The sequence below is a fragment of the Curvibacter microcysteis genome (assembly GCF_028649455.1).
GTDB classification, from domain to species: Bacteria; Pseudomonadota; Gammaproteobacteria; order Burkholderiales; family Burkholderiaceae_C; genus Curvibacter; species Curvibacter microcysteis.
Genome location: NZ_JAQSIO010000001.1, coordinates 992,557 through 1,017,642 on the forward strand (window position 1 = coordinate 992,557; position 25,086 = coordinate 1,017,642).

Genomic DNA, 25,086 nt, shown 5'->3' on the forward strand with positions numbered 1-25,086 from the left:
CGGCCTTGTTTTTGTTCCACCCCATCCTGAGTCCAGCTTGCCCACCTCCGCCGCGCCCACCGCCCTGTCTGCCGCCCACACCGTGCTGCGCGAGGTGTTCGGCTACGAGCAGTTCCGCGGCCCCCAGCAAGCCATCATTGACCATGTGGTGGACGGTGGCGACGCCCTGGTGCTGATGCCCACGGGGGGCGGCAAGTCCTTGTGCTACCAGGTGCCCGCCATCGTGCGCCAGCGCGCGGGCCTGGGCATCACCATCGTGGTCTCGCCGCTGATTGCGCTGATGCACGACCAGGTGGGCGCCCTGCACGAGTCTGGCGTGGAGGCCGCCTTCCTCAACTCCACCCTGTCCTACGACGAGGCCAGCGACGTCGAGCGCCGCCTGCTGCGCGGCGAAATCACCCTGCTCTACGCAGCGCCCGAGCGCATCACCACGCCGCGCTTTTTGTCCCAACTCGACTCGCTGCACGAGCGCGGCATGCTGAGCCTGTTCGCCATCGACGAGGCGCATTGCGTGAGCCAGTGGGGGCACGACTTCCGCCCCGAGTACCGGGCCCTGACCGTGCTGCACGAGCGTTACGCCGGCGTGCCGCGCATGGCGCTGACGGCCACGGCCGACGCCACCACGCGGGCCGACATCGTGGAGCGCCTGCAGCTGCAGGACGCGGGCCAGTTCGTGAGCAGCTTTGACCGCCCCAACATCCGCTACACCATCGTCGAGAAGAAAGAGGTCACCCAGCAGCTGCTGCGCTTCATCGAGCGCGAGCACAGCACGCCGCAGGGGCACGACGCCGGCGTGGTGTATTGCCAGTCGCGCAAACGGGTCGAAGAGCTGGCCCAGACCCTGTGCGAAAACGGCTTCAACGCCCTGCCCTACCACGCGGGCCTGGACGCGGCGGTGCGCCAACAGCACCAGGACCGCTTCCTGCGCGAGGAGGGCATCATCATGTGCGCCACCATCGCCTTCGGCATGGGCATCGACAAGCCCGACGTGCGCTTTGTCGCCCATGTGGACATGCCCAAGAACATCGAAGGCTATTACCAGGAAACCGGCCGCGCCGGGCGCGACGGCGCGGCCGCCAACGCCTGGATGGCCTATGGCCTGCAGGACGTGGTGAACCAGCGCCGCATGATCGACGAGAGCCCGGCCAGCGAAGAGTTCAAGCAGGTCATGGTGGGCAAGCTCGACGCGCTGCTGGGCCTGGCCGAGGCGATCGACTGCCGGCGTGTCCGCCTGCTGAGCTACTTTGGCCAAGCCAGCACGCCCTGCGGGAACTGCGATAACTGCCTGACGCCGCCCGCCGTCTGGGACGGCACCGACGCGGCGCGCAAGTTGCTGTCCACCATTTACCGCGTGCAGCAGGCCAGCGGCATCAGCTTTGGTGCCGGCCACATCATGGACATCCTGCGCGGCAAGACCAGCGACAAGATCAGCCAATTCGGCCACCAGCAGATCAGCACCTTTGGCATTGGCGCCGAGTTCTCCGAACAGCAACTGCGCGGCGTGCTGCGCCAGCTGATCGCCATCGGCGCGCTGGCGGTGGACGCCCAGGCCTTCAACACCTTGCAGCTGACCGAATCCTCACGCGCGGTGCTGCGCGGCGAAGTCCCCATCCTGTTGCGCCAGGCCACCGCCAGTGCCCCGGCCAGCCGCAGCAAGCGCGGCGCCAGCGGCAGTGGCAGCGCCGCCAAAGCCGCCATCGCCCTGGAAGGCGGCGCGCTGCGCCGCTTTGAGTCGCTCAAGGCCTGGCGCACCGAGGTGGCGCGCGAGCACAACCTGCCGGCCTATGTGATCTTTCACGACGCCACACTGGCCGCCATCGCCGAGCGCCAGCCCGCCACGCTGGAAGAACTGCAAGGCATCAGCGGCCTGGGCGCACGCAAGCTCGAGGCCTACGGCGCCGAGGTGCTGCGCGTGTGCACCAGCGCCTGAGGTGCGGCGCCTCACCTGGGCTTGACGCGGAAGATGCGCACCGCGCGCTGCAAGGTGTCAGCGCGGCGTTCCAGGGTCTGCGTGGCCAGGGCTGAAGCCTGGGCCAGACCGGCGTTGCGCTGGGTCACATCGTCAATCACCTGCATGGCCTGGTCGACCTGGGTCACACCCAGCAGCTGCTCCTGGGACGCGTTTTGGATGTCCTGCAGCAAGCCACTGACGCGCTGCACGGCGGCCACCACACCGCCGATGGTGCGGTTGGCCTCGTCGACGCGCTCCGTGCCCAGGCTCACGTCGCGGGCCGAGTGGTCGATCAGCTGGCGGATTTGCAAGGCCGCGTCGCGGCTGCGCTGGGCCAAGAGGCGCACCTCGGCCGCCACCACCGCAAAGCCCCGCCCCTGGTCACCCGCGTGGGCTGCTTCCACCGCCGCGTTCAAGGCCAGCAGATTGGTTTGAAACGCCAGCGTTTCCATCAGTTCGATGATGTCGGTGATGCGGCGCGAGGACAGGTGGATCTGCCCCATGGACTGCGACACCGCATCCGTGGCCTGACGGCCCTGGTTGGCGTTGTCGCGCGCCCGGTCGCTGAGCGCTGCCAGTTGGGTGGTGGTGTCGCAGGTGTGCTGCAGCGAGGCCGTGATCTCGGTCACCGACGCCACGGTTTGGGTCACCGCCTGGGCTTGCTGCTCGCTGCGCGCCGACAGGTCCAGCGTGCCGTCACGGATGCTGCGCGCCTCGGCCACCATGTCCTCCACCTCGGCGCGCACATCGGTGACGATGGCACGCATGTTGAGGTTGACCAGCCAAAGCTGGCGTTTGATCTGGCCAATCGGGTGGGTGGGGTCGTAGTCCAGCACCCCGTCCAGGTTGCAGCCCGCCAGGCTGCCGGCCAGATCGGCCGCGTCCTGCAGCGGCTGGGCCGTGCCGCGCCAGAACCACAGCTGAAACCCGCCCCAGCACAGCGACGCCGCCACCAAGGGCGCCACCCATGGTGCCACGCCCCAGTCCGATGCCAAGCCCGAAACCCCCACGCCCCAAGCCAGGCCCTGGGCCAGAGCGGCCGCCAGGCCCACGCGCTGCGCCAGGCTCAGGCGAAAGCGCCGCTTGGGCAGGTCGCGCCAGCCCACCCCGCGCACGCCCCCGGCATGCAGGCGGAAGGAGCGCTCGCCGCGGCGTTTCTCCACGGCCAGCTTGGCATACAAGGCCTCGGCGGCGGCCACCTGCTCGCGCGTGGGGCGCAGCCGCACCGACATGTAGCCCACGGGCTTGCCTTGCTCCATGACGGGCGAGACATTGGCCTGCACCCAGTAAAAGTCGCCGTTCTTGCAGCGGTTCTTGACCAGACCCGACCAGGCGCGGCCCCGCCCGATGGTGGACCACAAGTCGGCAAAGGCTTCGACCGGCATGTCCGGGTGGCGCACCAGGTTGTGGGGCTGGCCCAGCAACTCGTCATAGGCGTAGCCACTGACATCGACAAAAGCGCGGTTGCAATGGGTGATGCGGCCTTGAACATCAGTGGTGGAGACCAGCACGGCACCTTCGGGCAACAGCACCTCGTGGGGCGTGACCGGCAAATTGAGTTTCATGAATGACGTCGGTGATCCGACCTGGGTTGCGTCAAGTCCGATTGGAGCCCCTGCCCGCAGGGTGGGTCTTGATGGGCATCAAGCGGGCTTCAAAGTCACCCAGTGGACACAGAGGCCCTGTCTGGGCTCAAAATGCGGGCCATGCTTTCCCTCCAAGATGTCCAGCAGGCGGCCGAACGCCTGTCCGCCCAGGTGCTCAACACCCCTTTTGTCGAGTCACGCACGCTGTCGCAGCTGACTGGGGCGCAGATTTACCTGAAGTTCGAGAACTTGCAGTTCACCGCCTCCTTCAAAGAGCGAGGCGCCTGCAACAAGCTGGCCCAACTGAGCGCTGAACAGCGCGCGCGCGGCGTGGTCGCCATGAGCGCGGGCAACCATGCCCAGGGCGTGGCCTACCACGCGCAGCGCCTGGGTTTGCGCGCGGTGATCGTGATGCCCCGCTTCACGCCGGGGGTGAAGGTCGAACGCACCCGCGGCTTTGGCGCCGAGGTGGTGCTGCACGGCGACACGCTGGAAGACGCGCGCCAGCACGCCTACGCGCTGGCCGAAGCGCAGCAGCTCACCTTCGTCCACCCCTACGACGACGAAGCCATCATGGCCGGCCAGGGCACCGTGGGCCTGGAGATGTTGGAGGCCGTGCCCGACCTGGACGCGCTGGTGATCGCCGTGGGCGGTGGCGGCCTGATGGCGGGCATTGCCACGGTGGCGCGGGCCCTGCGCCCACAGATCGAACTGGTGGGCGTGCAGACCGCGCGCTTTCCCGCCATGGTCAATGCCTTGCGTGGCACCCAGCACCCCCAGGGCAGCAGCACGATTGCCGAAGGCATTGCGGTCGGCTCGCCCGGCCTGCTCACCCGGGCGGTGCTGGCCGAGCGCGTGGACGACCTGGTGCTGGTCGACGAGGGCGACATCGAACAAGCCATCGTGATGCTGCTCGAGATCGAGAAAACCCTGGTCGAAGGCGCCGGCGCCGCAGGCCTGGCCGCCGTGCTCAAGCAGCCTGAACGCTACCGGGGCCGCAAAGTGGGCCTGGTGCTGTGTGGCGGCAACATCGACCCCCTGCTGCTGGCCGCCATCATCGAGCGCGGCCTGGTGCGCTCGGGGCGGTTGGCGCGCATCCGCGTCAGTGCACGCGACGTGCCGGGCATCCTGGCCCGCATCACCGCGCTGGTGGCCGAGGCCGGCGCCAACATCGACGAGGTGCACCACCAGCGCGCCTTCACCACGCTGGCGGCGCAAAACGTGGAAATCGAGTTGGTGGTGCAGACCCGCGGACCTGACCACATCGACGAACTGCTGACCCGCTTGCAGGCCGCGGGCCTGGAGGCGATGTTGCAAGGTCACCACTGAGGGGCTGCCCGGCCCGGCGGTGAGCTGGTTAGAATCCGAGAATTCACCCCGTTTGAGGAAAATCAATGTCCAACCACCACGACTCCGCCCACACCACCGACGCCAGCACCGACCCGGTTGAAGCCGTGGTGCCGCTGATCCCCGTGGTGCTGCCCATCGTGGGCGGTGTGCTGATGTTCTTGCTGGCCTTCATTGCCGTGACCATGGCCTGAGCCTGGCGCCAGCCCCTTACGAGCCACCGCCCCTGGCGGCGCCGCCCAGTGAAACCGCCCTTGAGGCGGTTTTTTCTTGCCCGAAGACAGCGCTCGGACCCTGGCCCCCGACCAGCCAAGGCGCTGGAAAACCGTCCATCGCTGCGACGACGGCCCTTGCGATGAACCAACAAGCCCCCCTGTCCATCGGCCAGTGCCGCCAACGCGCCCACACTTCGGCACCTTATCAACGCGCATAACCCCATGCAAGTTTTGCATGAACTTTGACCGTAACCGCGAGACTTTCTGCGGGCTCCTTCATAAAATCGTCATCCCAGCCGACCCGCGGTGCCCGGACAGCCTTGTTTCCGTGTGCGCCCCGTGAACCGCCCGCCGACTGAGCCGCCCAGCCGTTTTCTCAAAAGGTTTTGCGAGGCCCCCAGGGCCAGCCGCTCAACAGCCAGGCCCTCTGTGCACAGCGCAGCGGACCGACTGCTCCCTCCGTGAGGCCCTTTTGAAAAAACGACTTTTCAACTTAGGAGCCTCCCGATGAACTCACCCGTGATGCAGGGCCTGACCCTCAACACCCCCGCCCATGTCAAAAACGCCAAGCTGATCGCTTGGGTGGCGGACATGGTGGCCCTGTGCAAGCCCGAGAGCGTGTACTGGTGCGACGGCAGCAACGAAGAATACGATCGCCTGTGCCAGCAGCTGGTGGACGCCGGCACCTTCAAGAAGCTCAACCCCGCCAAGCGCGCCAACAGCTTCCTGGCCTGCTCCGACCCGAGCGACGTGGCCCGCGTGGAAGACCGCACCTTCATCTGCTCCGCCAAGAAGGAAGACGCCGGCCCGACGAACAACTGGAAAGACCCGGCCGAAATGCGCGCCCTGCTGCAGCCCCTGTTTGACGGCTGCATGAAGGGCCGCACCATGTACGTGGTGCCCTTCAGCATGGGCCCGCTGGGCTCGAACATCGCCCACATCGGCGTGGAACTGACCGACAGCGCCTACGTGGCCGTCAACCAGAAGCTGATGACCCGCATGGGCCGCGCCGTGTACGACGTGCTGGGCGTGGAAGGCGAATTCGTGCCTTGCCTGCACACCGTGGGCGCCCCCCTGGCCGCCGGCGAAAAGGACAGCACCGCCTGGCCTTGCAACCCGACCACCAAGTACATCGTTCACTACCCGGAAACCCGCGAAATCTGGTCTTACGGTTCGGGCTACGGCGGCAACGCCTTGCTGGGCAAGAAATGCCTGGCCCTGCGCATCGCCTCCAACATGGGCCGCGAGCAAGGCTGGCTGGCCGAGCACATGCTGATCCTCGGCGTGACCAACCCGCAAGGCAAGAAGTACCACGTTGCCGCCGCCTTCCCCAGCGCCTGTGGCAAGACCAACTTCTCGATGCTCGTGCCCCCGGCGGCTTTCAACGGCTGGAACGTGACCACCATCGGTGACGACATCGCCTGGATCAAGCCCCAAGCTGACGGCAGCCTGCGCGCCATCAACCCCGAAGCCGGCTACTTTGGCGTGGCCCCGGGCACCAACACGCTGACCAACCCGAACTGCATGGCCAGCCTGGACAAGGACGTGATCTTCACCAACGTCGCCCTGACCGATGACGGCGACGTCTGGTGGGAAGGCATGGAAAAGGACAACGGCAACACCCCGGCCCACCTGATCGACTGGCAAGGCAAGGACTGGACGCCCGCCATCGCCAAGGAAACCGGCGCCAAGGCCGCCCACCCCAACGCCCGCTTCACCGTGGCGGCGACCAACAACCCGGCCCTGGACAGCGCCTGGGACGACCCGGCTGGCGTGACCATCGACGCCTTCATCTTCGGCGGCCGCCGCTCGACCACCGTGCCCCTGGTGACCGAGGCCCGCAACTGGACCGAAGGCGTCTACATGGCCGCCACCATGGGTTCTGAGACCACCGCTGCGGCCTTTGGCCAACAAGGCGTGGTGCGCCGCGACCCCTTCGCCATGCTGCCCTTCTGCGGCTACAACATGAGCGACTACTTCCAGCACTGGCTGAACACGGGCGCCAAGATCACCGCCAGCGGTGGCAAGCAGCCCAAGATCTTCACCACCAACTGGTTCCGCAAGGGCGAAGACGGCAAGTTCGTCTGGCCCGGCTACGGTGAAAACATGCGCGTGCTGAAGTGGATGATCGACCGCATCGAAGGCCAAGCCCAAGGCGTGGACACCATCTTCGGCGTGGCCCCCGCTTACGGTGAAATCAACTGGACCGGCCTGGACTTCAACGAAGCCCAGTTCAACACCGTGACCAGCATCGACCGCGCCGCCTGGGTGGACGAACTCAAGCTGCACAGCGCCCACTTCGAGCAACTGGCCTACCACCTGCCCCAAGAGCTGGTGAGCACCAAGGCCGCGCTGGAGCAACGCCTGGGCGCCTGATCCACCGAATCAGCGCCGGGGTGGGCGTTCTCCATTGACCTGCCCCGGTGTTGAGACTTTGCTGTTGTCAGTCAGCATGACCGCCAGACCCTCCGGGTTTGGCGGTTTTTTTTCGGCCCAACCGCCCAAGACGGCATCGCTCGGCCCCAGCGCCTGAACCGATCGCCCATGAAAAAAGCCGTACCCCAGGGGGCACGGCTTGAAGTGCTGTGTCCAAGTCAGGCCGGGCGATGCCCGGCCACCACTCAGAAGTAACCGCGAACGTCGCGGGCTGCGTCGCGGCTCATGGCGCGGCTGATGTCGGCCATGACGCGGGCATCGGTCAGGGCCAGGCTCCACAGCTTGTGGTCCTCAGCCGCTTGCTTGCGGGCCACAGCCCAAGAGCGCAGGCCGGCGCGCAGCCCCAGGGCGGCGCGGCGCAGGGGGGTGGACAGCAGGGCCAGGGCGGCGAAGCCCACGGTCCACAGGCCAATCCAGGCGGCCAGCAGGTGGCCTTCGGACCAGGTGTCGATCACTTGGTTGGCCACCACCAGCAGGGCGGAGACCACGGCGGCCAACAGCAGGGTGGCGGTGCCACGGGCGCCGTCAAATTGCTGCGCTGCGTCACGCAGGGTCTCTGCGGCCTTTTCAGCGCGGGCAACGCCGCCGTGGGTGAACGAGTATTCGGTGTGAACAAAGCTGGTCATGGTGTATTCCTTAGAGTCTTGGCTTGTGGCCGTCTGATGGGTGAATACTAGGGTTAACCCCCGTGTGATTCAACTTTATATTTATGATGATCTTCATTCACATTGGTGATGAGTAAAGTTCAACCCCATGCAACAAGCCAAATTCCGAGGCCTGGATCTCAACCTGCTGCGCGTCTTTGACGAGGTGATGGCCGAGCGCAGCCTGACCCGGGCGGCACGCAAGTTGTCGCTGACCCAGCCGGCTGTGAGCAACGCGCTGCGCCGCCTGCGCGAGACTTTGGACGACGAACTGGTGCGCCGCCAAGGCCAGGGCATTGAGCCCACGCCCATGGCCCTGGCCTTGTGGCCCACGGTGCGCGAGGCCTTGCAGCAACTGCAAGCGGCCCTGGCCCCGGAGCACTTTCTGCCTGAGCAGGCCAACACCACCTTTGTGTTGGCCATGGCCGACGCCACCGCCGCCGCCCTGATTCCGGGCCTGGTGGACACCATCGAGCGCGACGCGCCCGGGGTCTCCATCCGCGTCGTCCCGCTGGCCACGCGCGACCCGCGCCGCCTGCTCGATGAAGAAAGCGCCGACATGGCGATCGGCTACTTCCCGGCCGTGCTGGCCGACCTGACCGCGCGCAGCCAGGCCGGCGAAGCCGTGGCCTACGCCCACCAACGCCTGTACGACGGCGAATACGTGTGCGTGATGCGCCGCGACCACCCTTTGGCCACTGGCCCACTGACGCTGAACCGCTACTGCGCGGCGCGCCACCTGCTGGTCAGCTTCTCGGGCCGGCCTTATGGCTTCATCGACGAAGCCCTGACCGCCGTGGGCCGCGAGCGCCGCATCGTGCTGACCGTGAACCAGTTCTTCACTGCCGGCCGGGTGGTGGCCAGCTCCAACCTGCTGACCGTGCTGCCCCGGCACTTTGTGGACGTGACCGGCATCGCCGATGAGCTGGTCTGGCGTGAGCTGCCTCTGGAAGTGCCCACCGTGCATGTGGACGCGCTGTGGCACAAGCGCCTGCGTTACGGCGCCAGCCATGAGTGGCTGCGCAAGGCGATTGTGCGGGCCGCCAACAGCGGCCCAACGCCTTACTCACCGTCAACCCCGCTGACAAGTCAAGCCCCGCCGTGAAGCCCAGATGACCATTTGGTCAGATAATTCACGGTTTGCTGATCCAAGCCGCCCACTGCTTCCAGGCCGCGCCCCAGCCCGCCGCGTGAAGCCCCATCGCCAAGCCCCTGACCGATGCCCGCCACTTCCACCCCGGACCGCCCTTTTCTCAGCCTGGCTGGCCGGCCTGCGCTGATCCACGGACAGCGGATGCAGCCCCTGTCCCTCAAATACCGCAAAGGGCTGGGCCTGTTGGGGTTTTTGGCCTCGCACGCTGACCGGGTGTTTCGCCGTGAAACCCTGGCCGAGCTGCTGTGGCCGGATATTTCAGCCTCGGCCGGGCGCGCCAACTTGCGCGTGGTGCTGGCCGACCTGACTGCGGTGTTCCGCCAACTGGGGCTGGACGGGCTGTTTGAAGTCCAGCGCGATTGGCTGGCCTTGCGCCCTGGCGAGCGCTTGATCACCGACGTGGCGGCCCTGGCCGCCAGCGCCCAAGGTCAGGCCATGCCCGCCCCGTTGGAGCAGCGCCTGCGCGAGCAACTGGCGCGCGGCACCCTGTGGCTGGCCGAGGCCGACCAAGGCACCTCCGCCGATTTTCAGGAGTGGCTGCACGCCCAACGCCAACACCTGGAAGACAGCTTGAAACAGGCCGTCCCTGACACGGCTGCGGCCTGGGCGCCAAGGCCCCTGGCCGGGCAAGTCACCAGCGCGCACGAGGACGCCGGCCCCCACATCAGCCTGCTGACCCTGTTGCGCGTGGAGCCCGACCTCCCCGAGGGCGAGCAAGGGCTCAGCCCCGCCGGGCCCCCCAGCCCGTGGGTAGAGGCTGTGCGCGCGTTGGCGCGCCTGCATGGTGGCGAGATCAGCGAGCTCAGCGACAGCGGCCTGACCCTGGTGTTTGGCCTGAACCAGCTGCACACCGGCCAGCGCTGGCAGGCGCTGCAATGCGCGTACGGATTGCATGAGCTGCTGGCCCCGCCCATGAAGCTGCGCATGGGCCTGAGCGCGGGCCGCACCCTGGTCCTGCGCCAGCCCCAGCTGCAGTTGCTGGGCAGCCGCAAGCGCCTGGTGGAACGGCTGGCGCTCTCGGCCGACAGCGGCGAAGTGGTCTGCGACGAAAGCCTGCTGGACCTGGCCCAGCACCTGGGCTTCCAGGCCCTGGGGGCACGCCGCTTTCGGGGCTTCCAAGAGGAACACAGCCTGTTTCGCGGGCTGCTGGCCCAGCGCCGCCCCATGTTGCTGCCCCCAGGTGGCGACTTCTCCGGCGGCTACTTTGGCCGTGAAGCCTGGTTGGACCGCGCCCGACAAGGCCTGGGCGCGCCCGCGCCGGCGCGCTGGCTGGGCCTGTGCGTCCAAGGCGACCCCGGCATGGGCAAGACCCGCCTGGCCTGGGAGTTGGCCCGCCAGCAACAAAACGAAGGCCGCCCCACCTTCTGGCTGAGCGCCTTGCCCGAAGCCGCCGACCAGCCCTGGCGCGGCCTGCTGGACCTGTTCCAGCGCCTGTTGGCGGGCCCCGGTCAAGTGGAGGCGCAATTGGACCGGCTGGCGCAGCAGCTGGGGGCCACCCTGAGCCCACCGGCGCACGCGGCCATCGCGGGCCTGATCCGGCACGCCAGCGTACCGCAAGGCCAACAAGGCGCTTTGGCCGAGGGCTTGGGCGCCCTCTTGCGTGGGCGCGGCGAGCACAGCGCCTTGGTGGTGATTGACGACGTGCAGTGGCTGGACCAGCCCAGTACCCAGCTGCTCAACCGCTTGATTCAAAACGACCCCAGCACGCAATGGGTGCTGACACAGCGCAGCCAGACCCAGCACGGCCTGCGCCTGGCCGGGCTGCAGGAATGGGTGCTGCCGCCGCTGGACGACGCCAGCGCCGAGGCCATTCTGAACACCTTGCCCGACGCCGACCTGCTGAGCCCCGAGGCCCGGCGCGGTCGCATCGCCAACGCCCGGGGCCTGCCGCTGTATTTGCTGGCGGACTCGGTGGCGGCCGACCCCAGCAGCCACTTCAGCGAGTTCTGCCAGGCCCTGCTCAACCGGTTGGGCGACGCGCGCGCGCCCATGGCCGCTGCGGCTGTGTTTGGCATGCTCTTCGCCATCGACGACCTGGCCACCCTGTGCGGGACCGACGTCGCCGCCCAGGCCTGCGAACGCGCGCTGGCCTCCGGCCTGCTGGTCGCGCGGGGCACGCAACAGGCTTCTTTCTTCCATCCCCGACTGCGCGAGCACCTGCTGTCGGTCACCCCCGCCGAAACCTTGCAACAGCACGCCCGCCACGCGGCCGCCTTGCTGCAACAACGCCGCCAGTACACCGAGGCCGCCGTGCTCTGGGAGCAAGCCCAACAAAGCGTTGAGGCCCGCCAGGCCTGGTTCCTGGCCGCCCAAACCGCCTGGGCCGAGGACGACATCTGCGCGGCCTGCCACAGCAGCCAGCGCCTGGCCCAGCTCGGCTACCTGGACGGCGCCCCCGGCTTGCGCGCCCGCATCCTGCACGCCCACGCCCTGATCGCGCGCGACGGCTATGGTTCGCTCGAATCGCAACAGGTGATGGATGGCGTGGCCGAGGCCTCGATCGACCTGGCCAGCCTGGACCCCGACACCCGCTTCAATGGCCTGATGCTCAGCTACCTGGGCGCGGCCTCGCGAGGCCACGCCGACGGGCTGGCCCATGCCCAGGCCCTGCAGGACGCGGCACACAGCCCGGCGCAGCACATGACCGCCTGCTGGGCGCGCGGCAACACCTTGTTCTGGATGGGCCGGCTGCGCGAGGCCCGCGAAGCCTTGACCCAATGCATCCACTGGGGCACAGGGCTCAGCCCCCGCGAGCGGATGCTGTTCTTCCCCTCCGACCTGTCGGTGTTCGCCCAGGCCGAACTCGGCTGGCTGCTGTGGTTTCTGGGCGAGCACGAGGCCTCCCAGACCTGGCTGCAGCAAGCACAGGCCCAGGCCGAGCGCTCCAGCACGCGGCAGGACCCCTGCATTGCCAACTGCTTTGCCGCCCTCAGCGCCTGGTGCCAAGACGATCTGGCGCGCACCCACACCCTGGCCCTGCAGGCCTACCAGACGGCCGAGGCAGAAGGCTTTGGCTTTTGGCTGGCGGTCGCGGGTTTGCTGCTTGCCCTGGCCCAGGGCAGCCACGGCCAGCCAGTGGATGTGCAGCCCCTCATGGCGGCTGCCGACACCATGCTGGCGGGCTACCGCGCCGGCACCACCACCGCCCTGTGGCTGCTGGGTGCCACGCTGCAAGCCAGCGGCCGCGCCGCAGAAGCCCTGCCGGTGCTGGAACAGGCCCTGCTGGCCTGCGAAAGCTACGAGCACCGCTACTGCCGCATGGACCTGCACCGGCTGCATGCCCAGGCCCTGGCCCAGTTGGGGCAGACCGATCACGCCACGCAAGCCTGGCAACAGGCCTGGGTCGCCGCGCAAGACATTGAGGCGCAGGGATGGCTGCAACGCTGGGGCCCGCAGCACCCGGCAACAGGCGCTGCGCGGGGCCACTGAGCGCGCCGCCGCCCGGCGTGCCGGGCATGGTTTGGCTCGGTTGTTGCTTGAGGCTGGGACCCCCTCAGCCCTGGAGTCCGCCCATGACCACGCCCCGCTTGAACCGACGCACCTTCACCAGCGGCCTGGCCGCTTCAGCCTTGGGCCTGAGCGCGCTGCCCGCGCGTGCCGCCTGGCCGGACAAGCCGATCCGCATCGTGGTCACCTTCCCGGCGGGCGGCGCCAGCGACATCGTGGCGCGCCTGATGGCCGACCAGTTGGCGCGCAAGCTCAACAGCCCCGTGGTGGTGGACAACCGCCCTGGCGCCGGCGGCAGCGTGGGCGGCCAGGCCGTGCACCAGGCCAGCCCGGACGGCTACACCTTGATGCTGTCCAACTCCACGCCAATCTCGATCGGCCCGTTTGCCCTGGACAAGCAACCCTATGATCCCGTGGAAGGCTTCAGCCACATCGCCATGCTGGGCTCGGCCCCCTGCGTGCTGATGGCCACACCCAGCGCCCCCATCCGCACCATTGCCGACCTGGAGTCGGTGGCGCGCAAAAGCGGTCGGCTGGATTTTGGTTCGGGTGGGCCGGCCTCGATCGGCCACATCTATGGCGAACTGATGCGCAAGACCATGGGCGTGAACTTGGTCCACGTGCCTTACCGGGGTGGCGCGCCCATGACCACGGACCTGATCTCGGGCGTGATCCCGGTGGGCATCGACGTGCTGACCGCTTACGTGCCCTACTTCCGCAGCGGGCAGTTGATCCCCCTGGCGGTGACCTCAGCCGCGCGCTCGCCCCTGGTGCAGGACGTGCCCAGCGTGCAGGAGTTTGGTTACGGCAAGCTGGTGCTGGACAATTTTTTTGGCCTGTCCGGCCCACCCGGCCTGCCTGCAGACCTGGTGGCCAAGCTCAACAGCGCCTGCAACGAGGTGCTGGCCCAGCCCGAGGTGAAGCGCAAGATGCTGGAACTGGGCGTGACCACCAGCCCGGGCACGTCGGTGGCCTTCAGCCGCTATGTGCGTGACCAGGTGGCCTTGCTGGCCCCCACCGTCAAAGCGGCGGGCACCCGACTCTGAGCCCGTCGCTTGTGAAACGCGTGGCGCTTTAACGCACCACGCGCAGGTAAGCAGCGGCCGCTTGGCGCAGTTCGTGGGCTTGCTGGGGGTCGTAACCCACGCGGGCTTCAGCGCCCTCGAGCAAACGGTTGGCGATACCGCCCTGCGGCCAGCCGAAACGGCCTTCAGCCAGGGGGCGGGTCATGAACAGGCGGGCAAGAATGGCAAACATACAAATCACCGATCAACGGTGCCTAGAAGAGATAGCTCTAGATTAAGGGTTAACCCTTAATTAGCAAGCCCAACTCCATACCGCTTTGGCATGGGCCCTGCCGGTGGCCGGCATGGCCCTGTGCGCCTGGGCGCCACAATGGGGGGTCATGAAACTTCAGCTCCTGTCCGACCTGCACCTGGAGGTGCACCCGCATTTCGCCCCCGAACCCCACCCCGAGGCCGACCTGCTGGTCCTGGCGGGCGACATTGGCTCCTACCAACCCGGCTCGCTGCTCAGCGACCCCGACTTCGGTCTGGCCCGGTTTTCCCCGCGCAGCGCAGGCGGCCACTGGCCCGTGCCGGTGTTGTTTGTGCCTGGCAACCACGAGTACGACCAGCAAGACTTCGACCTGGCCCACCAGCGCCTGCGCGAAACCTGCGAGCGCCTGGGCCTGATCTGGCTCGAACGCAGCAGCACCCTCATCGACGGCGTGCGCTTTGTCGGCACCACGCTGTGGACCGACTTCGACGCCCTGGCCGTGCAGGCCCAGGCCCCCACCGCCCAGGCCCTGAAGATGCGCGACAAGGCCTTTCGCGCCGCCAACTTTTACCTGCGCAAAACCGGCAGCACCCGGCACGGCCAGCCCATGCTGGCGCCTGAGATCCGCGAGCAGGCCCTGCTGTGCCAACAGTGGCTGCGTGACACCCTGGCCCAGCCCCACCCCGGCCCCACCGTGGTGGTGACCCATTTTGCGCCCAGCCTGCTCAGCGCCGACCCGCGCTACGGTCTGGTGCCGGGCACCGCCGGCTTCTGCAACGCGCTGGACGACTTGCTGCCCCAGGCCGCGCTCTGGCTGCACGGGCATTTGCACGCTCCCAGCCACTACCGCAGCCAAGGCTGCGAGGTGCGGGCCAACCCCCTGGGCTATGCGCGCAAGAACGAGCAGGTGCACTTCCAGCCTTGCCAATGCATTGAGGTCCCCACGCAGCAGGCCCAGGTCTGAGACGCCAGGCGCTTGACACACATCAAGGCGCCAGCAGCCCCTCGGCCCTAAGCTGAAGACTCATCAAGGAGACCCCATGAAGATTCTTCTCGCCGTCGATGGCAGCGCCTACACCAAGAAAATGCTCGCTTACCTGAGCACCCACGAGGCCCTGATCTCGGGCGCGGTCGAGTACACCGTGCTGACCGTGCAGGCCCAGTTGCCGACCCGCGCACGCGCGGCGGTAGGCAAGCAAATCGTGGACGACTACTACCGCGAAGAAGCGGAAAAAGTCCTGGCCCCCGTGACCAAGTTCCTGGCCCGGCACGGCATCGCGCCCGAACGCGCCAGCAAGGTTGGCCAGCCTGGCGAAGCGATTGCCAAGTTCGCCGAAGCCGGCAAGTTTGACCTGGTGGTGATGGGCTCGCACGGCCACAGCTCGCTGGGCAACCTGGTCATGGGCTCGGTCAGCACCCAGGTGCTGGCGCACTGCAAAGTGCCTGTGCTCTTGGTGCGCTGACGCGCTCAAGCCCGCTTGGGCGGGCTTGACCGAGGTGCCCGCCGCGCGGGCGGGGCGCCTCAGCGCGGCGCCAGGCCTTCGAAGCAGGTGCGCAGCACCAGGTCAACGATTTGGGCGTTGCTGTACTGCGAGCCCTGGCGCAGAAAGCTGACCACGGGGTCGCAAGCTCGGGCGTACAGGGTGTAGAGCACCACCAGCGGCGGCAGGGTCGGGTTGAGCAGGCCTTGCGCCTGGCCCTCGGTGATCCACTCGCCCAACTGGTCGCTCAGCGCCACCAGGCCGTTCATGTAATCGCGGTTGCCCGTGAGCACCGAGCGCAGCGTGGAATTGCGGCTGGGCAGCGAAGGCATTTCGTCGGCCAGTTGCAAGGACATGGCCCAACCCACCACCGACTTGAGCTTGTCCACCGGCGAAATATCGGCCGGCACCAGCAGCAAAAAGTCTTGCGCGCGCTTGATCACATGGACCATGGCCGCCGCCGCCAATTGCTCCTTGCCCGGGAAGTGCTTGTACAGGCTGGCCTTGGCAATGCCCACCGCAGCCGCGACTTCGTCCACGGTCATGGCGTCATAGCCTTTTTCGCCGAGCAGGCGAATCACGGTCTGAACGATGGCCTCTTCACGCACCTGGTGCATTTGGGCTTTGAAAGAAACGCGGGCGGGGGTGGTGGTATTCACAATGTGATTTTAGTCGGAGCACGACAGAAGGCCGAAAACTGCCACAAGAGGCTGAGTCAGGCCCAGGGACAGCCCACGCAAACGTGGTTCAAACCAGGGCCTGGGCAGCGGCGCGGGTCAAGGCCGTTGACAAGGCGTCCAGCACCTCGGACTCGAGGTTCCAGCAGTGCCAATACAGCTGGATGGGCAGGCTGTGCTGGGGCGCCACATTGACCAACTCGCCGCGTGCCAGCGGGCCGCGCGCCAGCAGCTCAGGCAGCACACTCACGCCCCAGGCGGCCATGACGGCACGCAGCTGCCCTTCCGAGCTGGGCACAAACAACTGGCTCAGCGTGACGCGCTTGAGGCCAAAACACTGGCCCACAAACTCGCTTTGCATGTCGTCCTTGCGGTTGAAGGCCACGAAGGGAATGTCGCGGAAGTTGTGCTGGGTCAGGCCCTCGGGCATGCGCTGACGCGCCAGCTCGGGGTGGGCCACGGCCACATAGCGCATGGCGCCCAGGGGCACCACCTTGCAGCCGCGCAGCGCTTGCTTGAGCGTGGTGACGCAGCCCAGCACCTGACCGGAGCGCAGCCACTCGTCCGTGAAGTCCTGGTCGTCGGTGATGATTTCCAGCGGCAGGCCCTGTTGCACGAGGGAGTCCAGCGCGGGCAAGGCCCAGCTGGCGATGCTGTCGGCGTTGATGGCGATCGAGATGCGCTCGTCCTCGCGGGCGCGCTTGGAGCCTCCCGGGGTGAGGTCGCGCAGGTCGCGGTCCAGATCAACGCGCAGCAGGCGCAGCTGCTTGGTGTGCTTGAGCAGCAATTGCCCGGCCGGCGTGGCCTTCAGTGGGCGGCTGCGCACGATGAGCACGGTACCGGCCTGGGCTTCCAGGGCTCGCAGGCGTTGCGAGACGGCGGACTGGGTGATGCTCAGGCGCTGCGCGGCGCGTTCAAAACCACCTTCTTCAACGATGGCGGCCAGGCATTCAAGGGCGTGGGGGTCAAAGGTATTCATGGGTCGATACCGGCTCGTGACCGGGTCGAAAACAGCAAGCCTCGATTATTAGCAATGCTGATGAAACTGCCAAGAGTTTAATTTTGCTTTTCAAGCAAGTACCGCTTGTCGCACACTTCGTGGCATGAAAATCATCGTTCTTGGCGCCGGCATCATCGGCATCAGCACCGCCTGGCACCTGCGCGAGCGCGGACACGACGTCACGGTGGTCGAGCGCCAGTCCGAGGCCTCGATGGAGACCACGTTTGCCAACGCGGGCCAGATCTCGGTCAGCTACTGCGAGCCCTGGGCCAATGCCGAAGCCCCGCTCAAAGTCCTGAAGTGGATGACCAAGCCCGACGCGCCTTTGCTGTTCCGTCCGCAGTGGCCAGTGGGTGAAGGCCTGCAGCAGTGGCTGTGGGGCCTGCGCTTTCTGGCGCAATGCAATGACCGAGCCTTTGAACGCAACGTCAGCCAACTGGTGGCCCTGGGCGCCTACAGCCACGCCGCGCTGAAAGACATCGTCAACACCCACGCGATCGACTACCACCGCCTGCAGCGCGGCATCGCGCACTACTACACCGACGCCAGCGCTTTCGAGTCCGCCGGCGCTGCGGCCGAGTTGATGCGCCGCCACGGCGTGTCGCGCCGCGTGGTCAGCCGCGAAGAACTGCTGAAGATCGAACCGGCCTTCCAGCCCTTTGCCCACCGCATCGTGGGCGGCACCTTCACCGACAGCGATGAAAGCGGTGACGCCCGCCTGTTCACCCAAGGCCTGGCCAAGCTGTGCGCTGAGCGGGGCGTGAACTTCCTGTACCGCCACCAGGTGCAAAAACTGGGGGTGGTGCTGGGCTTGGCGCGCTCGGTGCGCGTGGCCCCGGTGGACGAACAAGGCCAGGCCAGCGGGGCTGCGCGTGAGTTGACGGCCGACGCCATCGTGGTGGCCGCGGGCTCGTACAGCGCGCCGCTGCTGCGCCAGGTGGGCGTGAACCTGCCCATCTACCCGGGCAAGGGCTACAGCGCGACCTTCAAGATCCTCAAGCCCGAAGCCGCGCCCTGGGTGTCGGCGATTGACGATGAACTCAAGGTCGCCATGAGCCGCCTGGGCAACGAGCTGCGCGTGGCCGGCACCATTGAGGTGGGCGGCTACGACCTGTCGCTGGACAGCCCCATCGCCCGCGCCCGCTGCGAGATGCTGGCCCGCCGCATCGAGACCGTGATGCCTGGCGTCTGCGACACCCGGCTCGAAGCCGAAGGTGGCCAACCCAACTTCTGGTGCGGACTGCGCCCGGCCACGCCGACCAACATCCCCTTCATTGGCCAGACCGCCGTGCAAGGCCTGTGGGTCAACGCCGGCCACGGCACCCTGGGCTGGACGCATGGCGCCGGCTCGGGCAAGGCCCTGGCCGAGCTGATCCATGGTGAACTGCCCAGCATCGCCGACCGCTTTGGCTTCCTGGGCCAGAGCGCGCCGCGCGCACAAGCCGCGCTGGCCTGAGTTCAGTCCTTCGATTCACCCCCCATCTAGGCCGTGAGGCCGCGTTGGGGGGCGTGCGCCGCTAACATGCGGCCATGAGCACGCCAACCCCCTCCTCCACGCCAGCGTCCACTTCGGGCGCAGAGTCCCGTCACATCCTGTTCCTGGTCACCTCCAGCCGCGAACCCGGCCACCAAGGCAACAGCGAGTGGCTGGCCCGCCAGGCCGCCGCCGCCCTGCCCAGCGACGTGCAGCAAACCTGGCTGCAACTCCAGCAACTGTCCGTGCCGCCTTTTGTGGACCTGCGCCACACCGTGGGCCAGTACCCAGCGCCCGAAGGCGACCTGAAAACCCTGCTGGACGCCACGCTGGCGGCCAGCGAGATCGTGTTCGTGTCGCCGGTCTACTGGTTCAGCATCCCGGCGCCCATGAAAACCTACCTGGACCACTGGAGTGGCTGGATGCGCACGCCGGGCGTGGCCTTCAAGGAGCAGATGGCCGCCAAGACCCTGCGCGTGGTCAGCACCAGCGGCGACCGCGCCAAGGCCCAACCCATGTTCGACTCGTATCGCCTGTGCGCGCAATTCCTGGGCATGGCCTGGGGTGGCGAGCTGTGGGGCAAGGGTGGCGCGCCCGGTGCAGTGCAGGCCGATGCGGCTGCCGTGGCCCAGGCGGCCACGTTCTTGCGCTGAAGCTGCCGATCAGGCCTGCACGAAGCGCAGCAGCATCTCGCAGGCGTTGTCGCGGCGCTTGGCCAGATCGGGCGCGGAGCCCATTTGCGACTTGAAAATCAGGCCAAAGGTGTGGCGGTTGGCCACGCTGAAAAAGCACAGTGACGAGATCGCCAGGTGGATGTCCACCGGGTCCACGTTCGGGCGGAACACGCCCTCGCTCACGCCACGCTCGTAGATCTGGCGCACCGCATCGATCACCGGCGTGTTGAGCTCTTGAATCACCCGGCTTTGCGCCAGGAACTCACCGCGCTGCATGTTCTCGTTCATCACCAAGCGGATGAACTCCTCGTGCTCGTGCTGGTAGTCAAACGTGAAAGCCACCAGCTTGCGCAAAGCCTGGGCGGGCGGCAGGTCTTCGAGCTGCAACTGCGCCTCGACCACGCGGATGCGGCGGTAGGCGTCCTCCAGCACGGCCAGGTACAGGCCTTCCTTGTTGCCGAAGTAGTAGTAAATCATGCGCTTGCTGGTGCGCGTGAGGGCGGCGATCTCATCGATGCGGGCGCCGCTCAAACCCTTGTCGGCAAATTCAGCCGTGGCCACCTTCAGGATGTCGGCCATGGTGCGCTCGGGGTCGTTGGTCCGGCTCTGTCTCCCACCGCCTGCGGCCGGTGTCTCTTGTTCTGTTCGTACGATTTCGTCCATCCCTTCAGCGTAGCACGAGCCTGTGGGCTGGCCACCACACGCCACGGGTTTACCCCCATGACAACAAACGTACGAGTTCGTACATTTTGAACCCATCCAGAGAGCCTTCGGAGCCGCGCCGTCACCGGTGCCACTGCTGAAGGTCTGTCCATGACAAAAGGGATTCGCTAGGCGCGCTCGCTGCACAAGGCGCCGCGCACTGCGAATCCTGTTTTGTCCACCTGTCCACGCAAACAGGTGGGAGCACGCGCCACGCCGAGATTGACCACGCACCGTCCCCAAATCGAACAGGAGAAACCCATGAAGATCAAAAACCTCAGCCTCGCCCTCATGGCCGTCGGCTTCGCTGGCGCTGCGCAAGCGCAATCCAGCGTCACCATTTACGGCAGCTTTGACCAGTACTTCAACCACATGACCAGCAGCAGCGGCGCCAAGCTCAACACGCTGCAAGACGGCAAGGACCTGCGCAGCCGCATTGGCTTCCGCGGTGTGGAAGACCTGGGTGGTGGCCTGTCGGCCAAGTTCCAGATGGAAATGGGCATCAATGGCGCCTCCGGCGCCACCGCTGACGCGACCCGCGCTTTCGACCGCCAAACCTGGGTCGGCCTCGCTGACAAGGACTGGGGTGAAGTGCGCATCGGTCGCCAGAACACCGCCATCTTCTACCGCGGTGACTACATCGACTACAGCTCGCGCACCCTGGGCTCGATGGTCAACAATTTCGGCGTGCCCTCGCGCTTTGACAACGACCTGGCTTACATCTCGCCGCGCATGGCCGGCCTGCAACTCGAAGGCCACTTCGCGCAGCAGCAAGCCAGCGCCAGCACGGCCCAAGTCAGCACGCCCATCACCCAATTGGCCGCCGACTACCTGAACGGCCCGTTCCGCGTGGGCTATGCCGGCCTGCAAGCCAAGGCCCCGCAAAACGCGGCCCTGAACGCCAATGTGTTCTATCACAACCTGTACGGCAACTACGACTACGGCAAGGGCAAGATCTACGCGGTCTACGTGCGTTCCAACAACATCGCCTCCAACGCCAACGGCACCAATGCCGGCACCGTGCTGGGCAATGTGGGTGGCGCCGTGTCCTGGAACAGCACCAGCGTGAACCGCACTTTTGACATCCTGCAAGTCTCGGCCGACTACAACGTCACCCCGGTGCTGCGCGTGGGCGCCCTGTGGGGTCGCATCAACGACAAGTCGGGTGCCGGCCAGAACGCCAACGGTGGCTCGATCGGTGCGTACTACGCCCTGTCCAAGCGCACCACGGTGTCGGCGATGTGGGAAACCCTGCGCAACGACAAGAACGCCGGCTTCCGTCCCTCGGGCTCGGCCGGTCTGTCGCCCAACTTTGCGGGTACCGACGTGAACGGCCGCACGATCAACGGCTTCCAAGTCGGCATCGTGCACAAGTTCTGAGCGTCGGATTTGAAACGGGCCGTCCGAGCACTGTGTTCCCCGGGCCTCAGGACGGCCCCGTTTTTTGTCCCACCGTCGCCGCCAGGCGCCCCAGCCATTCGCGCAGGGCGATCTGGCTGGCGTACAAAGCCTCGGCCGAAGGCCACCAGTACCAAGCGCTCACCCGCGGCCGGGTTCTGAACCCCGTCGGCGCCGGCATGACCGTCAGGCCCTGCAGCTCGAACTGATGCTGCGCCCGCGGCAAATGCCAGGCCTGGCTGACCAGCGCCACCCGATCCACCCCCGCCGCTTTCAACATCGCGGCCGACAGCCTGGCGTTGTCTGCCGTGTCCAGCGACGCCCCCTCGACCCAGCGCACCGGCACATGGAAGTCACGCTCCAGGGCCTCTTGCATCAGCGCCGCTTCCGGCCGCCCCCCTTCGGGCGAGCCCCCCGTGACCAAGATCGGCAAGCCGCTTTGGCGCTGCAGCAGCGCCGCGTAGCGCAAGCGCTCCAACGTGAAGCGCGACACCGTGTCCTCGCCACCATATTCAGGGGCGGCCGCATAGCGGCCGCCCCCCAGCACCACGATGGCCTGGGCCTGCTGCAGCTCGACCGCGCTCAGGGCGTGGTCCTGCTCCAGGCTTTGCTGCAAGGCGTCGGCCACGGGCTGGAAACTCAGCACCAGCAGGCTCAGCCAGGCCAGGGCCAGCAGGCTGCGCGCCAGGCGCGGTCGGCGTCGCCACAGGCCCCAGGCCAACAAGGCCAGCAACAACAGACTCAAGGGCGGCATCAGCATGGCCGAGACTCCCTTCTTGATGATCAAGCCCAGCATGGCGCCCCTTGTTCCAAAAAAATGACTGTTCATGCGCCCCGAGGGCCGCGACCCGGGTATTGTTCCGGCTTTTGCGGCGGGTTTGCGCCGCCTGAGCCCCTGAGATGTCTGTTGAAACCCTCCCCCCCGCCCTGAGCCAGGGCGTCGGTGCCATGGCCCCCCCACTCACCAGCCCGCTGGCCCAAGCCTTGGCGGACCACGCCGTGCTGGTCTGGGCCGCCGGCTGGGTGCTGACCCTCCTGGGCCTGGCCGCTTGGCGCGCCTGGCGCCAACACACCCCGCCAGCCACCCCGCCCACGGGGCTGGGCAAACTGGCCTGGCGACGCCTGCGCTGGGCCCTGCCGGCCCTGGCCCTGTTTGCGCTGCTGGCCCACCAGATGGGCCCGGGCCAGCCCTTGAACGACTTTGACCAAGCGCTGGCCCAGGCCTTGGCCGGCTCCGTCAGCCGCCCCACCTTGCAGGCGTTCGCGGCCCTGAGCTGGCTGGGCAACCCGGCCCCGGTGACGGTGCTGACCCTGGGGGTCGCGCTGGCCCTGCTGTGGCGCGGCCAGCGCTGGTGGGCGGCCGGCTGGTTGCTGGGGGTGCTGGGCAACACCTTGTTGAATTGGTCGCTGAAGCAGGTCTTTGCGCGGCCGCGCCCGGTGCACGATCACGGGGTGGTGCTGGAGTCGGGCTACAGCTTTCCCAGTGGCCACGCCTCGGGCATGTGGGTCACCTACGGCCTGCTGGCCTGGCTGCTGTGCCAGGTCTGCCCGGCGCGTTGGCACGGGCTGATCCTCAGCCTGGCCGCCACGCTGGTGCTCAGTGGCCCGGTCAGCCGCGTGTTATTGCAGGTGCACTACGCCAGCGACGTGCTGGCCGGCCTGTGCAGCGGCACGGTGTGGCTGCTGCTGTGCCTGCTGTGGATGGAGGCGCAGCCCGGTCGCCGCCCCGGTCAGGTCGGCGCGTGAACCCAGCCGGCCTCAGTGGCCGGTGGCGACGCGGCCCGTGCCAGCGTCCACCTTGGCCACCAGGCGCTCGTTCATCCAGCGGTGCAGGTCCAGCCACATCTGCCGAGTTTCGGCGGGCAGGGGCGCGCGCTGGGCATTGGGCAGCTCGATGGTGACCACCGGCACGCCCTTGTGCACCCCGCCGTAAAAGCCCAGCGAACCGGGGAACACGCCCACCGGGTCCAGCACCAGGCGGCCCAGGCGCTTGGGGGCCTCGGTCGGGCCGTCGAAGTCCAGCACGCCATACGGTGCATGGATGCTGACGATCAGGGTCGGGGCAAAGTCGCTCAGCTGCTCGTGAACAAAGCGGCTCTCCGGCTCGGACAGGGCCTTGGGGCCCGGCCAGCGGCGCGGGTCCTTGCGGGTGCGTTGGGACCAATAGCGCGGCGCGTCGCGCTCCCAGTTCGGGGTCGGGAAATTGCGGTTCAGGTCCACGCCATGGGCGTTGACGCGGCGTGCCGGCTGGGAGAACAAACCGTCCGGGTTCAACACCGGGATAAAGCGCCAGAGCGCCTCATTGGGCGCGTCCTGGGCCAGGCCCATCCACTGCAGGGCCACGGTGCTGGAGGACAGCTCATCGCCATGGATGGCGCCCACGACCAGCACTTTCACAGCGGACTGGCGCGGGCCCACATCGCCCATCCACAGCTCGCGCCCTTGCACCGAGCGGGCGCCCGAGCGCTGCAGCTTGACCGCCTCGCACTGGGTGGCCGACAGACCGGGCAAGCGCGGCACCCACTGCTTGCAGGGGCCCTTGGCCGAGGCCTCGGCCGCCGCCGTGTGGGCGACCGGCGGTGCGTGGTTCTTGACCGGCGCGCCAGCCCAGGCCGCCGAAGCCGCCCCCAGGGCGCACAAAACCAGCCCTGCGACACGCGGCAAGGGCATCAACAGCAAGGACGACATCAGTGCAAGGTGTGCGGTAAGGCCAGGAAATTGAGCACCGTGCTGTCGAAGTCATCCGGGGCTTCGAGTTGCGGCAGGTGGCCAATGCCGCGCAGCACGGCCAGCGTGCTGCTGGGGCCAATGCGGTCGACCATGCGCTTCATGTGCTCGGGCGGGGCCAGGCGATCGAACTCGCCGGCCACCAGCAAGGTGGGCACGTGGATGCGGATCAAATCGTCCTGGCGGTTGAAAAACGCGGCCTCAGCCACCGCGCGGCGGTAGGCCGAGGGGTTGACCTGGGCCATGGCGTGCTGCGCCAGCATCACGCCTTCAGGCAGGGCACCGGGGCCCACCAGGCGGGGCAGGTGCAGTTCGGACAACTGGGCCAGGGTCTGGCCTTCGCTGAGTTCGGCGGCGGCCTCGCCCTCGGTACCGCCCGAGGCCTCGAAACCGCGCGCCAGCGTGGCACACAGCACCAGGCGTCGCACCAGGTCAGGCCGGCGCGCCACCACCTCCTGCGCCACCATGCCGCCCATGCCGTGGCCGATCAACACCAGGGGACCGCTGCGCAGGCCTTCGATGAGGGCGATGCAGCTGTTGGCCAGGCTTTTGAAGTTGTAGGGGTCGATGGGGGCGCTGCGGCCGTAGCCAGGCATGTCCCAGGCCATGGCACGGTAGCCCGCGCTGGCAAAGCTCTCGACCTGGGGCGCGAAGGTCAGGTGACCGCCCAGGCTGTCGTGCAGCATCAACAGGGTCGGGCCAGCGCCCAGCGTGGTGAAGGCAGGGAGGGCGTTCATGGGACGAGGGACAAAAGCGGAACCAGTGATGGCATCACAAAAAAAGGCCAGATGGCAGGCGAGCAAACCAGTGCCCAAGACACCGGTCCCCGGCGCTAAGCCCTGGGGACAGTGCGATTATGGCGTGCGGCCCATAATAGCCGATTCACTTTTCCGGCT

The 25,086-nt window shown here is 67.4% G+C and carries 22 protein-coding genes; 13 read left to right on the forward strand and 9 right to left on the reverse strand.

Annotated elements, in window-relative coordinates; translation table 11 throughout:
- Nucleotides 1–64: 64 nt before the first annotated feature.
- Complete coding sequence (recQ, locus tag PSQ39_RS04480; RefSeq protein ID WP_273925635.1) at nt 65–1,930, forward strand: DNA helicase RecQ; 1,866 nt, start codon at nt 65–67, stop codon at nt 1,928–1,930.
- A gap of 11 nt (nt 1,931–1,941) precedes the next feature.
- Here recQ and PSQ39_RS04485 read toward each other — a convergent pair whose 3' ends face one another.
- Complete coding sequence (locus tag PSQ39_RS04485) at nt 1,942–3,516, reverse strand: methyl-accepting chemotaxis protein (RefSeq protein ID WP_273925472.1); 1,575 nt, start codon at nt 3,514–3,516, stop codon at nt 1,942–1,944.
- A 141-nt stretch (nt 3,517–3,657) separates the two neighbouring features.
- Between PSQ39_RS04485 and PSQ39_RS04490 the strand changes: the two genes are divergently transcribed.
- The 3 genes from PSQ39_RS04490 (at nt 3,658) to PSQ39_RS04500 (ending at nt 7,475) form a co-directional block, all read left to right on the forward strand.
- Entirely contained in the window at nt 3,658–4,866 is a 1,209-nt protein-coding gene (locus PSQ39_RS04490) for a threonine ammonia-lyase (RefSeq protein WP_273925473.1), read from the forward strand.
- A gap of 65 nt (nt 4,867–4,931) precedes the next feature.
- Nucleotides 4,932–5,078, forward strand: coding sequence for a hypothetical protein (locus PSQ39_RS04495; RefSeq protein ID WP_273925474.1), 147 nt, complete (start codon nt 4,932–4,934; stop codon nt 5,076–5,078).
- Between the two features lie 528 nt (nt 5,079–5,606).
- A complete protein-coding gene (locus tag PSQ39_RS04500) occupies nt 5,607–7,475 on the forward strand; it encodes a phosphoenolpyruvate carboxykinase (GTP) (protein ID WP_273925475.1) in 1,869 nt (622 codons plus the stop codon).
- A gap of 245 nt (nt 7,476–7,720) precedes the next feature.
- Here the strand turns inward: PSQ39_RS04500 and PSQ39_RS04505 are convergent, their stop codons facing one another.
- A complete protein-coding gene (locus PSQ39_RS04505) occupies nt 7,721–8,161 on the reverse strand; it encodes a hypothetical protein (RefSeq protein ID WP_273925476.1) in 441 nt (146 codons plus the stop codon).
- Nucleotides 8,162–8,288: 127 nt separating this feature from the next.
- Here PSQ39_RS04505 and PSQ39_RS04510 point away from each other — a divergent pair, with 127 nt between their 5' ends.
- From PSQ39_RS04510 to PSQ39_RS04520, 3 genes are all read left to right on the forward strand, one after another.
- Nucleotides 8,289–9,284, forward strand: coding sequence for a LysR family transcriptional regulator (locus PSQ39_RS04510; protein ID WP_273925477.1), 996 nt, complete (start codon nt 8,289–8,291; stop codon nt 9,282–9,284).
- Between the two features lie 114 nt (nt 9,285–9,398).
- Nucleotides 9,399–12,761: an AAA family ATPase gene (locus tag PSQ39_RS04515; RefSeq protein WP_273925478.1), complete on the forward strand. Its 3,363-nt coding sequence runs from the start codon at nt 9,399–9,401 to the stop codon at nt 12,759–12,761.
- Between the two features lie 83 nt (nt 12,762–12,844).
- Nucleotides 12,845–13,825, forward strand: a complete 981-nt coding sequence (locus PSQ39_RS04520; protein ID WP_273925479.1) for a Bug family tripartite tricarboxylate transporter substrate binding protein — start codon at nt 12,845–12,847, stop codon at nt 13,823–13,825.
- Between the two features lie 28 nt (nt 13,826–13,853).
- On the opposite strand, the gene PSQ39_RS04525 is transcribed toward PSQ39_RS04520, so the two are convergent.
- Nucleotides 13,854–14,036, reverse strand: a complete 183-nt coding sequence (locus PSQ39_RS04525; RefSeq protein ID WP_273925480.1) for a hypothetical protein — start codon at nt 14,034–14,036, stop codon at nt 13,854–13,856.
- Between the two features lie 148 nt (nt 14,037–14,184).
- Between PSQ39_RS04525 and PSQ39_RS04530 the strand changes: the two genes are divergently transcribed.
- Nucleotides 14,185–15,021 carry a metallophosphoesterase gene (locus PSQ39_RS04530; protein WP_273925481.1) on the forward strand — a complete coding sequence of 279 codons (837 nt, stop codon included), beginning with the start codon at nt 14,185–14,187 and terminating at the stop codon, nt 15,019–15,021.
- A gap of 76 nt (nt 15,022–15,097) precedes the next feature.
- Nucleotides 15,098–15,520: a universal stress protein gene (locus PSQ39_RS04535; RefSeq protein ID WP_273925482.1), complete on the forward strand. Its 423-nt coding sequence runs from the start codon at nt 15,098–15,100 to the stop codon at nt 15,518–15,520.
- Between the two features lie 59 nt (nt 15,521–15,579).
- On the opposite strand, the gene PSQ39_RS04540 is transcribed toward PSQ39_RS04535, so the two are convergent.
- Together PSQ39_RS04540 and PSQ39_RS04545 are read right to left on the reverse strand one after the other, a co-directional pair.
- Entirely contained in the window at nt 15,580–16,197 is a 618-nt protein-coding gene (locus PSQ39_RS04540) for a TetR/AcrR family transcriptional regulator (protein WP_273925483.1), read from the reverse strand.
- An 88-nt stretch (nt 16,198–16,285) separates the two neighbouring features.
- Nucleotides 16,286–17,194: a LysR family transcriptional regulator ArgP gene (locus tag PSQ39_RS04545; RefSeq protein ID WP_273925484.1), complete on the reverse strand. Its 909-nt coding sequence runs from the start codon at nt 17,192–17,194 to the stop codon at nt 16,286–16,288.
- A 124-nt stretch (nt 17,195–17,318) separates the two neighbouring features.
- Between PSQ39_RS04545 and PSQ39_RS04550 the strand changes: the two genes are divergently transcribed.
- Entirely contained in the window at nt 17,319–18,671 is a 1,353-nt protein-coding gene (locus PSQ39_RS04550; RefSeq protein WP_273925485.1) for a D-amino acid dehydrogenase, read from the forward strand.
- Between the two features lie 74 nt (nt 18,672–18,745).
- Nucleotides 18,746–19,342: a flavodoxin family protein gene (locus PSQ39_RS04555; protein ID WP_273925486.1), complete on the forward strand. Its 597-nt coding sequence runs from the start codon at nt 18,746–18,748 to the stop codon at nt 19,340–19,342.
- Nucleotides 19,343–19,351: 9 nt separating this feature from the next.
- Here the strand turns inward: PSQ39_RS04555 and PSQ39_RS04560 are convergent, their stop codons facing one another.
- Nucleotides 19,352–19,942 carry a TetR/AcrR family transcriptional regulator gene (locus tag PSQ39_RS04560; RefSeq protein ID WP_409241983.1) on the reverse strand — a complete coding sequence of 197 codons (591 nt, stop codon included), beginning with the start codon at nt 19,940–19,942 and terminating at the stop codon, nt 19,352–19,354.
- A gap of 384 nt (nt 19,943–20,326) precedes the next feature.
- Here PSQ39_RS04560 and PSQ39_RS04565 point away from each other — a divergent pair, with 384 nt between their 5' ends.
- On the forward strand, nt 20,327–21,445 hold the full coding sequence (locus tag PSQ39_RS04565) for a porin (protein WP_273925488.1): 1,119 nt from the start codon (nt 20,327–20,329) through the stop codon (nt 21,443–21,445).
- Nucleotides 21,446–21,491: 46 nt separating this feature from the next.
- Here the strand turns inward: PSQ39_RS04565 and PSQ39_RS04570 are convergent, their stop codons facing one another.
- Nucleotides 21,492–22,259: a YdcF family protein gene (locus tag PSQ39_RS04570; RefSeq protein WP_273925489.1), complete on the reverse strand. Its 768-nt coding sequence runs from the start codon at nt 22,257–22,259 to the stop codon at nt 21,492–21,494.
- A gap of 104 nt (nt 22,260–22,363) precedes the next feature.
- Between PSQ39_RS04570 and PSQ39_RS04575 the strand changes: the two genes are divergently transcribed.
- Complete coding sequence (locus PSQ39_RS04575; RefSeq protein ID WP_273925490.1) at nt 22,364–23,209, forward strand: phosphatase PAP2 family protein; 846 nt, start codon at nt 22,364–22,366, stop codon at nt 23,207–23,209.
- A gap of 12 nt (nt 23,210–23,221) precedes the next feature.
- Here the strand turns inward: PSQ39_RS04575 and PSQ39_RS04580 are convergent, their stop codons facing one another.
- Nucleotides 23,222–24,151 carry a M14 family zinc carboxypeptidase gene (locus PSQ39_RS04580; protein WP_273925491.1) on the reverse strand — a complete coding sequence of 310 codons (930 nt, stop codon included), beginning with the start codon at nt 24,149–24,151 and terminating at the stop codon, nt 23,222–23,224.
- Nucleotides 24,151–24,927: an alpha/beta fold hydrolase gene (locus PSQ39_RS04585; protein WP_273925492.1), complete on the reverse strand. Its 777-nt coding sequence runs from the start codon at nt 24,925–24,927 to the stop codon at nt 24,151–24,153. Before PSQ39_RS04585 ends, PSQ39_RS04580 begins: the two co-directional genes overlap by 1 nt.
- Nucleotides 24,928–25,086 lie beyond the last annotated feature (159 nt).

Excerpts from the sequence above, each read along its gene's own strand:
- PSQ39_RS04490 (WP_273925473.1), top strand. The coding sequence starts at position 3,658 with ATGCTTTCCCTCCAAGATGTCCAGCAGGCGGCCGAACGCCTGTCCGCC.
- PSQ39_RS04525 (WP_273925480.1), bottom strand. The coding sequence starts at position 14,036 with ATGTTTGCCATTCTTGCCCGCCTGTTCATGACCCGCCCCCTGGCTGAA.
- PSQ39_RS04580 (WP_273925491.1), bottom strand. The coding sequence starts at position 24,151 with ATGTCGTCCTTGCTGTTGATGCCCTTGCCGCGTGTCGCAGGGCTGGTT.
- PSQ39_RS04530 (WP_273925481.1), top strand. The coding sequence starts at position 14,185 with ATGAAACTTCAGCTCCTGTCCGACCTGCACCTGGAGGTGCACCCGCAT.
- PSQ39_RS04535 (WP_273925482.1), top strand. The coding sequence starts at position 15,098 with ATGAAGATTCTTCTCGCCGTCGATGGCAGCGCCTACACCAAGAAAATG.
- PSQ39_RS04565 (WP_273925488.1), top strand. The coding sequence starts at position 20,327 with ATGAAGATCAAAAACCTCAGCCTCGCCCTCATGGCCGTCGGCTTCGCT.
- PSQ39_RS04485 (WP_273925472.1), bottom strand. The coding sequence starts at position 3,516 with ATGAAACTCAATTTGCCGGTCACGCCCCACGAGGTGCTGTTGCCCGAA.
- PSQ39_RS04570 (WP_273925489.1), bottom strand. The coding sequence starts at position 22,259 with ATGCTGGGCTTGATCATCAAGAAGGGAGTCTCGGCCATGCTGATGCCG.
- PSQ39_RS04505 (WP_273925476.1), bottom strand. The coding sequence starts at position 8,161 with ATGACCAGCTTTGTTCACACCGAATACTCGTTCACCCACGGCGGCGTT.
- PSQ39_RS04585 (WP_273925492.1), bottom strand. The coding sequence starts at position 24,927 with ATGAACGCCCTCCCTGCCTTCACCACGCTGGGCGCTGGCCCGACCCTG.
- PSQ39_RS04545 (WP_273925484.1), bottom strand. The coding sequence starts at position 17,194 with ATGAATACCTTTGACCCCCACGCCCTTGAATGCCTGGCCGCCATCGTT.
- PSQ39_RS04500 (WP_273925475.1), top strand. The coding sequence starts at position 5,607 with ATGAACTCACCCGTGATGCAGGGCCTGACCCTCAACACCCCCGCCCAT.
- PSQ39_RS04550 (WP_273925485.1), top strand. The coding sequence starts at position 17,319 with ATGAAAATCATCGTTCTTGGCGCCGGCATCATCGGCATCAGCACCGCC.
- PSQ39_RS04515 (WP_273925478.1), top strand. The coding sequence starts at position 9,399 with ATGCCCGCCACTTCCACCCCGGACCGCCCTTTTCTCAGCCTGGCTGGC.
- PSQ39_RS04560 (WP_409241983.1), bottom strand. The coding sequence starts at position 19,942 with ATGGCCGACATCCTGAAGGTGGCCACGGCTGAATTTGCCGACAAGGGT.
- PSQ39_RS04495 (WP_273925474.1), top strand. The coding sequence starts at position 4,932 with ATGTCCAACCACCACGACTCCGCCCACACCACCGACGCCAGCACCGAC.
- PSQ39_RS04555 (WP_273925486.1), top strand. The coding sequence starts at position 18,746 with ATGAGCACGCCAACCCCCTCCTCCACGCCAGCGTCCACTTCGGGCGCA.
- PSQ39_RS04520 (WP_273925479.1), top strand. The coding sequence starts at position 12,845 with ATGACCACGCCCCGCTTGAACCGACGCACCTTCACCAGCGGCCTGGCC.
- PSQ39_RS04510 (WP_273925477.1), top strand. The coding sequence starts at position 8,289 with ATGCAACAAGCCAAATTCCGAGGCCTGGATCTCAACCTGCTGCGCGTC.
- PSQ39_RS04575 (WP_273925490.1), top strand. The coding sequence starts at position 22,364 with ATGTCTGTTGAAACCCTCCCCCCCGCCCTGAGCCAGGGCGTCGGTGCC.